This window comes from Pseudoneobacillus rhizolycopersici, from assembly GCF_054786815.1.
Genome location: NZ_JBTOOE010000032.1, coordinates 20,500 through 35,724 on the forward strand (window position 1 = coordinate 20,500; position 15,225 = coordinate 35,724).

Here is a 15,225-nt window from a genome sequence, read left to right on the forward strand (position 1 = left end):
GTTAAAATGTGACTGAATTGTTGAAAAGTCGGAATGCGATCGGGAAAAGTCGGAATGCTACCAAAAAAAGTCGGAATGCGACTCAAAAAAGTCGGAATCCGACCTGAAAAAGTCGGAATCCGGCCCGAATTTGTCGGAATCAAACCCGATGAAACTATTTTAGGAGGTAACAATCATGGCAAATGCCTATAAACAGGCCGGAGTTGATATTGAAGCAGGCTATGAAGCGGTCGAACGAATGAAAAAACATGTAAAAACGACTATTCGCCCGGAGGTAATGGGTGGTTTAGGCGGATTCGGCGGCATGTTTGACCTTTCAGCGCTAAAACTGAAAGAACCAGTGTTAGTGGCAGGTACAGATGGAGTTGGTACTAAGTTGAAACTTGCCTTTGCACTGGATCGCCATGATACGGTCGGCATTGATTTAGTCGCAATGTGTGTAAACGATATTGTCGTTCAAGGGGCCCAACCGCTATACTTTTTGGATTACATTGCCTGTGGAAAAGCCGAACCTGAAAAAATCGAAATGATTGTTAAGGGTATTTCAGAAGGATGCGTCCAAGCAGGATGTGCGTTAATCGGCGGTGAAACGGCTGAAATGCCAGGTATGTACCAGGACGGCGAGTATGATTTAGCTGGCTATGTGACAGGTGCCGTTGAAAAATCGCAAGTGATTTCTGGCCAAGGTATTAAAGCTGGCAATGTATTAATTGGCTTGGCATCAAGTGGAGTACACAGCAATGGTTTTTCATTGGTGCGAAAAATCGTTGAGGACAACAAGCTTTCTTTTGAAGATTACTTCAATGAGCTAGATGGAACGCTAGGTGAAACGCTGCTAACCCCAACAAAAATCTATGTAAAATCAATTCTAGCCTTACTAGAAAAATATGATATTAACGGAATGGCTCATATTACTGGTGGCGGATTTATTGAAAATATTCCGCGAATGCTTCCTAAAGGACTTGGGGCAAACATTCATGAAAACAGTTGGCCAGTTCTGCCTGTATTCCACTTTTTAGAAGAAAAAGGCAAGCTAAACCGTTTTGAAATGTACAACATTTTTAACATGGGCATTGGGTTCGTTTTAGCTGTAGAAGCAAATCAAGCTGCTGGAGTCATGGAGACACTCTCACTGCTAGGCGAGCAAGCCTACGAAATTGGTTTGGTGACTGAAGGAAATGGAGTGGAATTTGTTCCTAATAGGGAGAATTCTTTATGAAAAAAATCGCCATATTTGCAACAGGCAGCGGCAGTAACTTTCAAGCCATTATCGATGCCATTGAATCTGGTTCTCTAGATGCAGAAGTTTGTTTGCTAGTTTGCGATAAACCTGGTGCCTTTGTGCTGGAACGGGCTGCAAAACATACGATTCCGACCTTCGTATTTTCCGCAAAGGATTATCCTAATAAGGCTGCTTATGAGCTTGCTATTTTAGAAGAATTAAAGAACAGGGATGTTGATTTCATCGTTTTGGCAGGATATATGCGCTTAATTGGAGCAACATTGTTACAGGAATTTGAAGGCCGGATTGTGAATATCCATCCTTCGTTACTGCCGGAGTTCCCTGGCCTTGACGCGATTGGTCAGGCACTAGCGGCAGGTGTGAAGGTGACCGGCGTGACGATCCACTATGTCGACGCTGGCATGGACACCGGACCGATTATTGAACAGCGCAAGGTAGTGGTGGTACCAGGCGAAACACTAGAAACCCTTCAAGCTAAAATTCATGCCATCGAACATAAGTTATATCCAGCAGTACTGCAACAGGTGCTGGGTCGAAACGAACAAAGGAAAAATGCCATAGGAGGAGCCAAAAAATGAGCAAAAAACGCGCACTTATTAGTGTTTCCGATAAAGAAGGGGTTGCTGAACTAGCCAAAAGCCTTGTGGCACTGGGATTTGAGATCATTTCCACTGGTGGAACGAAAAAAACGCTAGAAGAAAATAATATTGAAGTCACTAGCGTCAGTGCCATCACCAATTTTCCGGAAATTTTGGATGGTCGCGTCAAAACATTAAACCCCTTCATCCATGGTGGACTATTAGCGAGACAGGATGACTCAACACATCAAGAGCAACTGGAACAGTATGGAATTACTCCGATTGATCTAGTTTGCGTTAACCTATATCCATTTAAAGAAACAATCTCTAAGCCAAATACAACAACCGAGGATGCGATTGAAAATATCGACATCGGAGGACCAGCGATGCTCCGTGCATCCGCGAAAAACCATGAATATGTGACGGTGCTAGTTGACCCACAAGATTACAGCAGCGTTTTAGAAGAGCTCCACCAAAATGGGCAGACAACACGAGAGACCCGTCGACGACTTGCGGCAAAGGTATTCCGCCACACAGCTGCTTATGACGCGTTAATTTCGCAGTATATGACTGAGCTTGTCGAAGAAGAAACTCCAGAAAATCTAACGGTTACTTATGAATTGGTCCAGGGCCTACGTTATGGTGAAAATCCGCACCAACAGGCAGCCTTTTACCAAAAGCCGTTAGGCAGCCATTTTTCGATTGCTAGAGCAACTCAATTACATGGCAAGGAGCTAAGCTATAACAATATCAATGATGCAGACGCTGCCCTGCAAATCTTAAAAGATTTTCATGAGCCTGCTGCGGTTGCGGTTAAGCATATGAATCCTTGCGGTGTTGGAACGGGAGAAACCATTCAACTTGCTTTTGAAAAAGCGTTCGAAGCTGATCCCATTTCGATTTTCGGGGGCATCATCGCCTTGAACCGAGAAATCGATGGGGAAACAGCCCGCAAGCTACACGAAATCTTTTTAGAAATCATTATTGCACCAGCTTTCTCCCAAGAGGCATTAGAAATTTTACAAACAAAAAAGAATTTAAGATTGTTGACTTTACCGTTTGAAAAACAAGTTAAACCGGAAAAGAAACTTGTGTCTGTTCAGGGAGGGATGTTGCTCCAGGACGAAGATTTCTTTACGATTGAAAATGCAAATCTTCAGGTTGTTACAAAACGTCAGCCGACTAACGAGGAGTGGAAAGCCTTAGAACTTGGATGGAAAGTCGTAAAACATGTGAAATCCAATGCCATTGTTGTTACCAATGCAGCAATGACATTCGGAATTGGGGCTGGACAAATGAATCGGGTCGGTGCCGCGAAAATAGCCCTTGAGCAAGCTGGAACAAAGGCAAATGGTGCGGTGATGGCATCCGATGCATTCTTCCCGATGGATGATACCGTCGAGGCGGCAGCAAAAGCTGGTATAACGGCGATTATTCAACCTGGTGGCTCGATTCGTGACGAGGATTCCATCAAAAAGTGCGATGAATACGGAATTGCCATGGTGTTTACCGGAGTAAGACATTTTAAACATTAAGAGGTGTAACGATATGAAAATTTTAGTCGTTGGTCGAGGCGGTCGTGAGCATGCGATTTGCCGAAAATTTGCCGAAAGTGCTCTTGTGGAAAAAGTGTTCGTGGCACCCGGAAATCCTGGAATGGTCGATGTAGCAGAAAGAGTAGCAATTGACGAAGGTCAGCATGACGGGCTGATTCAATTTGCTAAAGAAAATGATATTAAATTAACCTTTATTGGTCCGGAAATTCCGTTACTTGATGGATTGGCGGATCGGTTCATCGCAGAAGGATTAAGGGTTTTTGGTCCGACCCAAAGTGCTGCTCTAATTGAAGGTAGTAAATCTTTTGCGAAAGAATTAATGAAAAAGTACGATATTCCAACCGCTGAATATGAGGTGTTCACAGATTTCGAATCCGCTGTACGCTATGTGGAGGAAAAAGGTGCACCTATTGTCATTAAAGCGGATGGATTAGCAGCTGGAAAAGGTGTAGTTGTAGCGATGACAAAGGAGGAAGCTATTTCTGCATTAAAAGAAATGCTTCTTAATCAAAAATTTGGCGATTCCTCTCTTTCTGTTGTGATTGAAGAGTTTTTACAAGGGGAAGAGTTTTCGTTAATGGCGTTTGTGAACGGTGAAAACGTGACTCCTTTAGAAATAGCCCAGGACCACAAACGAGCTTTTGATGGTGACCAAGGACCAAACACGGGGGGAATGGGGGCATACTCACCTGTATCACAAATTCCTACTGAAATGGTGCAAATGGCGATTGAAAAAATTGTCAAAAGGGCAGCGCAAGCACTTGTGCAAGAAGGGCGCAGTTTCTGCGGGGTTCTATATGCTGGACTTATTTTAACAGAATTCGGACCAAAGGTAATCGAGTTTAATGCCCGTTTCGGTGACCCGGAGACTCAGGTGATTTTACCGAGAATGAAGTCAGATTTACCCAGTGTTCTGCTAGAAGTTTTGGCGGGTAATGAGGTGGCAATTGAGTGGGATTCGTCGCCAATGATTGGGGTCGTATTAGCAGCTGAAGGCTATCCAGGTGAGTTGCAGACAAAGGGTAACCTTTTCGTACTTCCGCCATCTGAGCAGCAAATACACCTTTACCATGCAGGAACAAACCAACTGGGCGGCAATTGGATGATCAATGGTGGCCGAGTTCTATTTGCTGCAGCAAAAGGGGAAACTTTATCGGAGGCTCAAAAAACGGTGTACCAATATTTATCGGAGCATGAGTGGCAAGGCTTATTTTACCGAAAAGATATCGGGCACCGAGCTATCGCCCCGTTTTCCGTGAACGTTTAACATAAACATAAGAAATCGCGACAATTCCACCGATGAGTGATGCTAACACAAAGCTCATATCGGAAAAATATTCCCAAAAGTACATTTATATCACTCCTTTTTGGAAAGTCTGACTCAACCATGTTAGGGGAGTCAGACTTTCCGTTCATTAAGTCGGATTATAAGGAGGAATTTCACTTGATTCCCCCAAATCACCATCAACCCTTTCGTCCTCGAAGCGGTTTTCCATCCATCTTTTACATAAATCTGTCATTGGGCAATAACGAACAATTCCTTCGGCAACCTTCATTGCGCCAATCATGGCAGTAAAAAGATAACGGTCACCCCAAGGGCGTTTGACCATTTTTGAAGTGCTCCATGCTAAAATCGTTAGTCCACAAGTGATACGGATTAGCGCATTTAATATCCCGATATTTGGTCTAATATTCATACGAATCTACATCCTTTCGGTAAAAAATTTCCCCACTGAAACATTTCAACTCTTTAATGCGTTAAATCGCGAAATATGTTAATCTAATTATTGAAAGTGCTTACAAAAAGCGAACTTTCGTCTTAATCAAGAGGCAAGGGGAGATACCGATGCTAGAGCAGCGATACCGCTGGAAAAATAGACAAATCCGCGAGCATATTGCCGTGTTAGACGGTAGACTCGCTCCGACCATTCTGTTAAAAAATTCCAATTACCTCAATCAAGTTTTACGTACTTGGATACATGCAAATATTTGGATATACGAAGATAGGATTGTCTATGTGGGGGAAAAACTCCCGGACAATCTAAAGGGCTGTGAAGTAATCGACTGTACAAAAGAGTATTTGGTGCCAGGTTATATTGAACCGCATGCACATCCCTTTCAAATATATAATCCCCAAACACTTGCGACATATGCATCACAGTTTGGAACGACAACGCTGATAAACGATAATATGGCATTAGTTTTACAATTGGATAAAAAGAAAGCGTTTTCTTTATTAAGGGAATTGCGCAATCATCCGGTCACTATGTATTGGTGGTGCCGGTTTGATGGGCAAACAGAGGTTATGGATGAAGAAAAATATTTTTCGCATAGTAATATTAAGTCTTGGCTTGAACATGATGCCGTTTTACAAGGTGGCGAGCTAACTGGCTGGCCGAAATTACTCGACGGCGATGACATGATGCTGCACTGGATTCAAGAGGCAAAACGGATGCACAAGAAAATGGAAGGACATTTTCCAGGGGCATCTGAAAAAACGTTAGCGAAAATGATGTTATTTGGTGCTGATAGTGATCATGAGGCGATGACAGGTAAAGATGTTTACAACCGGTTGATGCAAGGATATATGGTTTCATTGCGGTACTCTTCGATTCGACCAGATCTACCGCTTTTACTAGATGAACTGAAAAAAATGAACATTACCGCCTATGACAAGATGATGTTTAACACCGATGGTTCGTCTGCCGCTTTTTATGAACAAGGCTTAAATGATCAAATGATTCGAATTGCGATAGAGAAAGGTGTACCACTAGTTGATGCATATAACATGGCCACCATTAATATTGCCCGTTATTATAATATCGAATACCTACATGGAAATATTGCCACAGGGCGAATTGCCAATATCAATTTTCTAAAAGATCCAACCAACCCGACCCCGAAATCGGTGCTTGCGAAAGGGAAATGGGTGAAACGAGATGGAAATCAGGGGCTAATCGGGAAGTCAATGGATTGGAGTGCCCATGGTTTTGCCCCATTGCAGTTGGATTGGGACTTTAGTTTAGATGACCTGCAATTTTCAATGCCATTTGGAATTAGAATGGAAAATTCAGTTATCACGAAACCTTATTCTATCACAATGGATGTCTCCGCCGACGAACTGCCAACGACACATGACGAAAGCTTTTTCGTGCTAATCGACAGAAATGGGCAGTGGCGCATCAATACGATTTTGAAAGGCTTTGCAAACCGAGTAGGCGGACTTGCCAGTTCTTATTCCAACACGGGTGATTTAATTTTAATAGGGAAAAATAAGCAAGACATACTGAAAGCATTTCAGCGTGTGAAGGAAATTGGTGGAGGAATTGTTCTCGTTGAAAAAGGCGAGATTTTGCACGAAATTCCATTAACATTATCAGGTGTTATGTCTGACGCATCAGTGGAAGAGATTATTGAAAACGAGAACGTATTAAAGGTCCTCTTAAGGGAACGTGGCTATCGCTTTGATGACCCCATCTATTCGTTATTATTCTTTTCATCAACCCATTTACCTTATATTCGAGTTACACAACAAGGAATATATGATGTGATGAATAAAATGATACTCTTTCCTTCAATAATGCGTTAAAATATAAAAATATAAACGCGTTAATGCGTAAAAGCATTTTGTACAATAACCATCATTGAGAGCAGCTTAGATTCTGACAACCATGGGAGTATGGGACGAAGGGGTGTTTACTTTTTGAAACTTAAAGGGTGGATTGTAAGTAGCATGGCATTCATGTTGCTGCTCACTGGCTGTAGTGATAAGGAACAAAGTGTGGCACCGGAGCAAGAGGAGCAGAATGTGGAGAAGCCACAAAATGAAGAACCTGTGGAACCTGCAGAAGCGGTATATCCATATACTTTCCCACTTACAGGGATTGGTTCTAATACACAGGTAGATGACCGCGCCGTTGCGGTTATGATTAATAATCATCCAAAGGCAAGACCGCAATCAGGCATCCCTAAAGCGGATATTGTCTACGAATTGCTTGCTGAAGGCGATGTGACCAGATTTCTTGCTGTGTTTCAAAGTGAGAAACCAGACAAGGTTGGACCCGTTCGAAGTGCAAGGGATTATTTCATCGAGCTTGCTAAAGGTCTAAAAAGCCTTTACATAGCCCACGGGTACAGCCCGGAAGCGAAAAAAATGCTTGATTCCGGTTATATTGATGACCTAAACGGAATGCAATATGACGGGACTTTGTTTAAACGGGCTAATTTCCGAAAGGCACCGCATAATTCATATATTACCTATGAGAATATTCTAAAGGGTGCGGAGAAAAATAAATTCTCGATGAAGGGTGCACCACGTGCTTACCAGTTCTATACGGAGAAAGAGCTTGAAGGTTTACAGGGAAATCCAGCAAAGTCATTAATGGTGTCGTATTTCTCGAGTAATTTATTTAATGTTATTTTCGATTACGATGAGGCATTAGGAAAATACAAGCGCTTCTCCAATGGAGAGATGACGATTGATTATGACACGAAAGAAAGAGTTCTGTTAGATAACATATTAATATTGGAAATGGAGCATAAATTCATTGATTCGTATGGAAGAAGGGAAATCAACCTCACTTCCGGTGGTAATGGTTATATGATACAACGAGGTAAATGGAATCCCATTACCTGGAAAAATGTTGAGGGACAAATTGTTCCTTTTGCGAATGGTTCAGAGGCTAAGCTAGTTCCAGGGAAAACGTGGGTAAATATTATTCCGAAGGATCAAGGTTTAGCTAAAGTAGTGTCGATAACTGAAAAATAACCTGCGTCTCTATTGTGGCGTGGTGAGGATAATTTTACTAAAGGGGAATATCATTCATGCAAATTGATAAAATTAGAGGAAAAGAATTAGACCAGTTTTTTAAAGCGATTCTTTCATTACAAGATATTGAAGAGTGCTACCGTTTTTTTGACGATGTAGCGACGATGAATGAAATTCAATCGCTAGCGCAGCGTTTAGAAGTTGCACGTATGCTGCGTGAAGGAAAAACGTATCATAAAATTGAAAGCGAAACGGGCGCAAGTACTGCGACGATTTCACGAGTGAAACGCTGCTTAAATTACGGAAATGACGCTTATGAAATGGCGTTAGATCGGATTAAAGAGGCACAGCCCACTACAGAAGAATAAATCGATAAGGCTTGACCGAAAGATTCGGTCGGCCTTTTTTTGTTTTGATGGATATTCTGATGGTATAATGGTTGAATGGAATAGTCCCATTTTGATGTTTTTGATTGGAGGCAAACGTATGTATGATGTACGTGAATGGCGTCATGTATTTAAATTAGATCCTCACAAGGAAATTTCCGATGAAGCGCTGGAGCAAATTTGCGAATCAGGGACTGATGCGGTTATTGTTGGTGGGACCGATGGTGTGACGCTAGAGAATGTACTTGATTTGATGGCGCGCATTCGCCGCTTTACGGTTCCATGTGTGCTGGAAGTGTCTTCCGCTGAGACGATTACTCCTGGCTTTGATCTATATTTTATCCCGACCGTTTTAAATAGTCCGGACACCAATTGGATTGTTGGACTTCATCATCAAGCGGTAAAAGAATATGGGGAGTTAATGGATTGGGACGAAATCGTCATGGAAGGCTATTGTATTTTAAATGAAGACTGCAAGGCTGCCCGGCATGTCCAGGCTAATACAGCTTTAAATAAAGACGATGTGATTGCTTATGCACGGATGGCAGAAAAAATGTTTCAGCTGCCGATTTTTTACTTAGAATATAGTGGGAAGTACGGGGATGCCGCTTTGGTCCAAGATGTGAAAGATGTGCTGGCAAAGACGAAGCTTTTCTATGGTGGAGGGATTGATTCCATTGAGAAGGCTAAAGAAATGGCTAAGTATGCCGATGTTATCGTTGTCGGTAATGTCATTTATGATAACCTTACTGAGGCGTTAAAAACGGTCCAAGCAATGAAAAAAGTTTGATTGTTATGTAACGGAAGGTTACAATAGAAATAGGAACATATGTTTGATAGGCGGTGGAAAATATGCAATTTTTAACTGATCGTTTGTTAAATGGCTTAAATCCGATGCAGCAGCAAGCTGTCAAGACAACGGATGGTCCGCTGTTAATCATGGCAGGTGCAGGTAGTGGTAAGACAAGGGTGTTGACACACCGAATCGGTTATTTAATGGTTGAAAAAGGCGTCAATCCTTACAATATTTTGGCAATCACCTTCACGAACAAGGCTGCTCGGGAAATGAAGGACAGAATTCGCAATATGATGGGTGGTGCAGCCGATGAAATATGGATTTCAACATTCCACTCCATGTGTGTTAGAATTCTTCGCCGTGATATTGACCGAATTGGCTTTAATCGTAATTTTACGATTCTCGACACAACGGACCAACAATCGGTTATTAAAGGGATTTTAAAAGACAAAAATATTGATGCGAAAAAATTTGATCCACGAGCCATTTTAGGCTCGATTAGCAGTGCCAAAAACGAACTGCTGGATTCCGAGGAATATGCCAAACGAGTTGGCGACTATTATGACAAGGTTGTTAGTGACGTTTATACTGAATATCAAAAGCGTCTTCGTAAAAATCAAGCACTCGACTTCGATGATCTCATCATGCTAACGATTCATTTATTTAAGCGTGTCCCCGAAGTATTAGAGTATTACCAACGAAAATTCCAATACATTCACGTCGATGAGTACCAGGATACAAACAGAGCCCAGTATATGTTAGTGAAATATTTGGCGGCACGTTTCAAAAACCTATGTGTCGTCGGGGACTCTGACCAATCCATTTATCGCTGGCGTGGTGCAGATATCGCCAATATTTTATCATTTGAAAAAGATTATCCGAACGCAAATGTGATTATGCTTGAACAAAACTATCGTTCAACGAAACGAATTTTACTAGCAGCTAATAAGGTAATTGAAAACAATCTTACCCGTAAAGCGAAGAATCTTTGGACGGAAAACGCTGAAGGAAATAAGATTTGCTATTATCGTGCTGATAGTGAGCAAGGCGAAGCGCAGTTCGTCATCGGAAAAATTAAAGAGCTTGTTGATTCAGGTAAACGAAAAGCCTCGGACATTGCGATTTTATATCGTACCAACGCCATGTCGCGGGTAATGGAGGAAGCGCTCCTAAAGTCAAATATTAGCTACTCCATTGTTGGCGGCATTAAGTTCTATGACCGTAAGGAAATTAAGGATATTCTTGCTTATTTACGATTGGTGGCCAATCCTGATGATGATATTAGCTTTCAGCGGGTGATCAATGTTCCGAAACGCGGAATTGGTGCAAGTTCACTTGATCGAATTGCTAATTTTGCCGCTGAACATGATATATCGATGTCCCAAGCTGTTGATTCGATTGAGCTCTTAGGGCTTAGCCCAAAGATTACCAAGGCATGCCGCGAGTTTCGCAATTTAATCAATGACTTTACGAGAATGCAGGATTTTTTATCCGTTACTGAGTTGGTGGAACAGATTTTAGAAAAATCCGGCTATATCGAAATGCTCGAAGCAGAAAAATCGCTTGAATCGCAAAGCCGAATCGAAAACATAGAGGAATTATTATCGGTGACGAAGAATTTTGAAGAGGTGAGCGAAGATAAAAGCCTCGTTGGCTTCTTAACCGACTTAGCCTTAGTTTCCGATATTGATAAACTAGATGAAGATGGCACTCCGGCTGACTCAGTTGTCTTAATGACGCTCCATTCAGCAAAAGGGCTTGAATTTCCGGTTGTCTTTTTAATCGGTTTGGAGGAAGGCGTTTTCCCGCATTCACGCTCTTTAATGGAGGAAGCGGAAATGGAGGAGGAGCGTCGCTTAGCCTATGTAGGAATTACTCGTGCTGAGGAAGACCTATATATTTCAAATGCCCAAATGCGCACGCTTTTTGGACGAACAAACATGAATGCTGCATCACGATTTATTCGGGAAATTCCGGAGGATTTGATGGAGCCATACCAAAAACCAAGTCGGACTGGTTTTGGCGGTGGTGGGTTTACATCCACTGCCCGTTCTGGAGCAACTACTGCACCGAGGGGACCGGTTCTCCGTCCTACGCTACAACCGACTGGCGGCGAAGGAATTGGTTGGCGAGTTGGCGATAAAGCGGAGCATGGTAAATGGGGCGTCGGAACAGTTGTTAGTGTAAGAGGAGAAGGTGACGGTATGGAGCTTGATATTGCTTTCCCAAGTCCTACCGGTATTAAGCGTTTATTAGCAAAGTTTGCACCAATTAAAAAAGTTTAATAGGAGGATCCATGCCTATGGCCGAAGCAAGAATAAAGGAATTGCGAAACCTGTTAAATCAATATAATTATGAATATCACGTTTTGGATAAACCAACCGTTCCCGATGCCGAATATGATCGACTTTTAAAAGAATTAGTCGAACTAGAGGAACAATATCCGGAATTACGAACAACGGATTCCCCTTCCGAACGGGTTGGGGGAACCGTGTTGGAATCGTTTAAAAAAGTGGAGCATCGTATTCCGATGCTTAGTCTAGGCAATGCTTTTAATGAAGCTGATTTACGCGATTTTGACCGCCGTGTCCGCCAAGCGGTTGGTGATGACGTTTCGTATGTTTGTGAATTAAAGATTGATGGGCTCGCCGTATCACTTCGTTATGAGGATGGCCTGTTTATCCAAGGGGCGACTCGTGGCGATGGTTCAATTGGTGAGGATATCTCCGCCAATTTAAAGACTATTCGTTCCATTCCATTGCGCTTGAGTGAACCTGTATCGATTGAAGTTCGTGGCGAAGTGTTTATGTCGAAAAAATCATTTGAGTTATTAAATGTGACGAAGGCTGAAAAAGGCGAGGAACTGGCAGCCAACCCACGAAATGCTGCGGCAGGTTCCCTCCGTCAACTCGACCCGAAAATTGCCGCTTCACGAAATTTGGATGTTTTTTTGTATTCCATTGCTGACATTGGGGAAACCGGTGTGACTTCTCATAGTGAGGGTCTAGAGTACCTTGATAAGTTAGGTTTTAAAACAAATCAAGAACGACGAAAGTTCTCTTCGATTGATGATGTTATTGGTTTTGTTTCAGGTTGGGTTGAAAAGAGACCTCATCTGCCATATGAGATTGATGGAATGGTTATAAAAGTGGATTCCTATTCGCAGCAAGAGCAGCTTGGGACAACGGCAAAAAGCCCGCGTTGGGCAATTGCTTATAAATTTCCTGCCGAAGAGGTCGTTACCAAGTTAATCGATATCGAATTAAGTGTGGGACGGACTGGGGTAGTTACACCTACGGCAATATTAGAACCGGTTAAGGTAGCTGGAACAACAGTACAACGGGCTTCTTTACATAACGAAGATTTAATTCGCGAAAAGGATATTAAAATTGGCGATTTTGTTATAGTCAAAAAAGCAGGAGATATTATACCGGAAGTAGTTGGCGTGTTAGTCGAGCGCAGAACGGGAGAAGAGCAAGACTTTAGAATGCCAACGCATTGCCCTGAATGCGAAAGTGATCTTGTACGCTTAGAGGAAGAAGTCGCTCTTCGATGTATAAATCCGAAGTGTCCTGCACAAATTCGTGAGGGTCTAATTCACTTTGTATCGCGTGATGCCATGAATATTGATGGACTTGGAGAAAAGGTAATCAGTCAGCTTTTCCAAGAAAAATTAATTCAGGATGTAGCGGACCTTTATCGATTAACGAGGGAGCAATTACTTGGATTAGAACGAATGGGTGACAAATCCGCGACTAATCTAATCAATGCAATTGAAGCCTCTAAACAAAATTCGTTGGAGAAATTGCTGTTCGGCCTAGGAATTCGCCATGTAGGAGCCAAGGCTGCTAAAACATTGGCCCAACAATTTGAAACAATGGACCGATTATCAACAGCAACCCGCGAGGAATTAACCGCGATAAATGAAATCGGTGAAAAAATGACTGATTCCATCGTGACCTATTTTGAAAATGAAGAGGTTCATGAACTATTGACAGAGCTAAAAACAGCTGGTGTTAATATGGACTATAAAGGACCTAAACCAGTGTCAATTGCCGATTCAAGTTCATTTTTTGCTGGTAAAACCGTTGTGTTGACAGGTAAATATGAGCAAATGTCCCGTAACGATGCGAAGGACAAATTAGAGGCATTGGGGGCTAAGGTGGCTGGAAGTGTCAGTAAAAAGACCGACCTGGTCATAGCAGGTGAAGATGCCGGCTCGAAGCTAACCAAAGCTCAGGAATTAGCGATTGAGATTTGGGATGAAGCGAGAATGTTAGAAGAATTGGCAAAGGCGTAAATGATTTTACATTGAAATAAAAAGGTGGGGATATTAGTGAAACCATTTCTAATGGTTCTACTGTCCCTCTTTCTTTTGCTAAGCGGCTGTGCGCCGAATTTTGAAAAGCAAGAGGAAGTGGTTCAAGAACAACAAGATTCAAATAAAAAAGCTATCATTCCGAAATATCAAATCTCTGATAAATACTATCGGACGATCCTTCCTTTTGAACCTAGTAAAGCACGTGGAATGGTTGTTGGTGAATTAAATACCCGGAATGATATAAGTGAATTTGAAACGGGTTTAATGAGATTAGCTCAAGGATCGTTTGATCCTGACCAATATTTATTCCAAGAGGGACAAACGCTTGACACAAAAACAGTTGAAAGTTGGCTTAAGCGAAAATGTTTGCCTGGACAATTAAAAGAAGCTCGCTTAACTGAATCAGAGAACATTGGTTTAAATCCAACAGATGAAAAACAATGTAGTCCACGGACACGGGGCAATGCTCCCATTTATCTAGCTAGTATTCTTGAACATAACTATTTAATCAAAAGTGATGAGAAAACAGTTCAATTAGGTGGAATAGCGATTGGATTAGCTTTAAATTCCATTCATTATTATCAACCGGAAGAATTCGGACCAATCTTCGAAGAGAAAATTGATCCTGCGGTCATGGAAAAAGAGGGTAAGAAAATTGCTGCTGAAGTTGTCCGCCGCTTAAGAGCAATGCCTGGCTTAAAGGAAGTTCCAATCATGATTGGCTTGTTTGAACAAGAAAGCAAAGCGTCCGTTGTACCAGGACATTTCTTTGCATATTCAACAGTCGGCAAGGGTAGTGCTAATATTGACAAATGGGAAAAGGCTAGTGATAAATACTATTTATTCCCTTCTAGCGCTGCCACAAAGGACCACCGTGATGACGTAACTTCATTCTTAAATTTTAAACAGGATGTGGAGGAATACTTCCCGAATTTCACAGGGGTGGTTGGAAAGGCATTTTATAAGGGTGAACAGCTTCAAAACCTTAATATTTCAATCTCGATACAATTTTACGGAAGAGCCGAAGTAATCGGTTTCACCCAATATGTAACTGGGCTCGTCATGGAGCACTTCCCAGATTATATATCTGTGCAGGTTGATGTATCATCCGTAAGTGGACCCGAAGCGTTAATTGTTAGAAAAGCCGAAGCAAAAGAACCATTTGTCCATATTTACGAATAATAGAACTTGGCTTGTGCCAGGTTCTTTTTTTATCGAGTTTTTTCATTATTCCAAAGCTATTCGAATTCATTGAAGTATTTGAAACAATCATGATAAAATGATAGTTGGTGTTTCAAACGTTTTTAATACATAGGAGGCGTTAAGAATGGTACAACCATACAAACACGAGCCATTTACAAACTTTTCGATTGATGAAAATCGTCAAGGTTATTTAACAGGCTTAAAAACAGTAGAAAGCTATTTAGGTCAGGAATATCCACTCGTAATAGGTGGCGAAAAAATAACGACTGAAGATAAAATTGCATCTTATAACCCAGCGAACAAGCAGGAATTAATCGGCCGCGTTTCAAAAGCAAATCGTGACCTTGCCCAGCAGGCTATGGAAGCAGCGGTTG

The 15,225-nt window shown here is 41.9% G+C and carries 13 protein-coding genes and 1 pseudogene; 12 read left to right on the top strand and 2 right to left on the bottom strand.

What is annotated here, in order from left to right:
* Positions 1-175 precede the first annotated feature (175 nt).
* Genes purM through purD form a run of 4 tightly spaced genes read left to right on the top strand, consistent with a single transcriptional unit; the run spans position 176 to position 4,644 of the window.
* The gene (gene purM / locus ACX9YW_RS21220) at positions 176-1,219 is read left to right on the top strand and encodes a phosphoribosylformylglycinamidine cyclo-ligase (RefSeq protein ID WP_460350319.1); all 1,044 of its coding nucleotides are present in this window, start codon (positions 176-178) and stop codon (positions 1,217-1,219) included.
* A complete protein-coding gene (purN, locus tag ACX9YW_RS21225) occupies positions 1,216-1,821 on the top strand; it encodes a phosphoribosylglycinamide formyltransferase (protein ID WP_460350321.1) in 606 nt (201 codons plus the stop codon). Before purM ends, purN begins: the two co-directional genes overlap by 4 nt.
* The gene (purH, locus tag ACX9YW_RS21230) at positions 1,818-3,356 is read left to right on the top strand and encodes a bifunctional phosphoribosylaminoimidazolecarboxamide formyltransferase/IMP cyclohydrolase (RefSeq protein WP_460350324.1); all 1,539 of its coding nucleotides are present in this window, start codon (positions 1,818-1,820) and stop codon (positions 3,354-3,356) included. Before purN ends, purH begins: the two co-directional genes overlap by 4 nt.
* 13 nt (positions 3,357-3,369) lie before the next feature.
* Complete coding sequence (gene purD, locus ACX9YW_RS21235) at positions 3,370-4,644, top strand: phosphoribosylamine--glycine ligase (RefSeq protein WP_460350326.1); 1,275 nt, start codon at positions 3,370-3,372, stop codon at positions 4,642-4,644.
* Here the strand turns inward: purD and ACX9YW_RS21240 are convergent.
* On the bottom strand, positions 4,616-4,729 hold the full coding sequence (locus ACX9YW_RS21240; protein ID WP_460350328.1) for an EYxxD motif small membrane protein: 114 nt from the start codon (positions 4,727-4,729) through the stop codon (positions 4,616-4,618). The genes purD and ACX9YW_RS21240 overlap by 29 nt on opposite strands.
* A gap of 63 nt (positions 4,730-4,792) precedes the next feature.
* The gene (locus ACX9YW_RS21245) at positions 4,793-5,074 is read right to left on the bottom strand and encodes a YgaP family membrane protein (protein WP_460350330.1); all 282 of its coding nucleotides are present in this window, start codon (positions 5,072-5,074) and stop codon (positions 4,793-4,795) included.
* A gap of 149 nt (positions 5,075-5,223) precedes the next feature.
* On the opposite strand from ACX9YW_RS21245, the gene ACX9YW_RS21250 reads away from it, so the two are divergent.
* The 8 genes and pseudogenes from ACX9YW_RS21250 to ACX9YW_RS21285 all read left to right on the top strand — a co-directional run.
* The gene (locus tag ACX9YW_RS21250) at positions 5,224-6,966 is read left to right on the top strand and encodes an adenine deaminase C-terminal domain-containing protein (RefSeq protein ID WP_460350332.1); all 1,743 of its coding nucleotides are present in this window, start codon (positions 5,224-5,226) and stop codon (positions 6,964-6,966) included.
* Positions 6,967-7,080: 114 nt separating this feature from the next.
* Entirely contained in the window at positions 7,081-8,145 is a 1,065-nt protein-coding gene (locus ACX9YW_RS21255) for a DUF3048 domain-containing protein (protein WP_460350334.1), read from the top strand.
* Positions 8,146-8,201: 56 nt separating this feature from the next.
* Positions 8,202-8,513 (top strand): YerC/YecD family TrpR-related protein, encoded by a 312-nt coding sequence (locus ACX9YW_RS21260; RefSeq protein WP_460350336.1) that lies wholly within the window; start codon positions 8,202-8,204, stop codon positions 8,511-8,513.
* A gap of 118 nt (positions 8,514-8,631) precedes the next feature.
* The gene (pcrB, locus tag ACX9YW_RS21265) at positions 8,632-9,321 is read left to right on the top strand and encodes a heptaprenylglyceryl phosphate synthase (protein ID WP_460350337.1); all 690 of its coding nucleotides are present in this window, start codon (positions 8,632-8,634) and stop codon (positions 9,319-9,321) included.
* A 62-nt stretch (positions 9,322-9,383) separates the two neighbouring features.
* Positions 9,384-11,612, top strand: a complete 2,229-nt coding sequence (gene pcrA / locus ACX9YW_RS21270) for a DNA helicase PcrA (RefSeq protein WP_460350339.1) — start codon at positions 9,384-9,386, stop codon at positions 11,610-11,612.
* Positions 11,613-11,629: 17 nt separating this feature from the next.
* The gene (ligA, locus tag ACX9YW_RS21275) at positions 11,630-13,627 is read left to right on the top strand and encodes an NAD-dependent DNA ligase LigA (RefSeq protein ID WP_460350341.1); all 1,998 of its coding nucleotides are present in this window, start codon (positions 11,630-11,632) and stop codon (positions 13,625-13,627) included.
* A 36-nt stretch (positions 13,628-13,663) separates the two neighbouring features.
* Positions 13,664-14,830 carry a CamS family sex pheromone protein gene (locus tag ACX9YW_RS21280; RefSeq protein ID WP_460350343.1) on the top strand — a complete coding sequence of 389 codons (1,167 nt, stop codon included), beginning with the start codon at positions 13,664-13,666 and terminating at the stop codon, positions 14,828-14,830.
* 145 nt (positions 14,831-14,975) lie between these two features.
* Positions 14,976-15,225, top strand: a pseudogene (locus ACX9YW_RS21285) (L-glutamate gamma-semialdehyde dehydrogenase); the annotation flags it as partial.

Bases quoted from the DNA above. Each gene is read 5' to 3' on its own strand.
- ACX9YW_RS21240 (WP_460350328.1), bottom strand. From the start codon at position 4,729: ATGTACTTTTGGGAATATTTTTCCGATATGAGCTTTGTGTTAGCATCA.
- pcrA (WP_460350339.1), top strand. From the start codon at position 9,384: ATGCAATTTTTAACTGATCGTTTGTTAAATGGCTTAAATCCGATGCAG.
- ACX9YW_RS21245 (WP_460350330.1), bottom strand. From the start codon at position 5,074: ATGAATATTAGACCAAATATCGGGATATTAAATGCGCTAATCCGTATC.
- purD (WP_460350326.1), top strand. From the start codon at position 3,370: ATGAAAATTTTAGTCGTTGGTCGAGGCGGTCGTGAGCATGCGATTTGC.
- pcrB (WP_460350337.1), top strand. From the start codon at position 8,632: ATGTATGATGTACGTGAATGGCGTCATGTATTTAAATTAGATCCTCAC.
- purH (WP_460350324.1), top strand. From the start codon at position 1,818: ATGAGCAAAAAACGCGCACTTATTAGTGTTTCCGATAAAGAAGGGGTT.
- ACX9YW_RS21250 (WP_460350332.1), top strand. From the start codon at position 5,224: ATGCTAGAGCAGCGATACCGCTGGAAAAATAGACAAATCCGCGAGCAT.
- purN (WP_460350321.1), top strand. From the start codon at position 1,216: ATGAAAAAAATCGCCATATTTGCAACAGGCAGCGGCAGTAACTTTCAA.
- ACX9YW_RS21260 (WP_460350336.1), top strand. From the start codon at position 8,202: ATGCAAATTGATAAAATTAGAGGAAAAGAATTAGACCAGTTTTTTAAA.
- ligA (WP_460350341.1), top strand. From the start codon at position 11,630: ATGGCCGAAGCAAGAATAAAGGAATTGCGAAACCTGTTAAATCAATAT.
- purM (WP_460350319.1), top strand. From the start codon at position 176: ATGGCAAATGCCTATAAACAGGCCGGAGTTGATATTGAAGCAGGCTAT.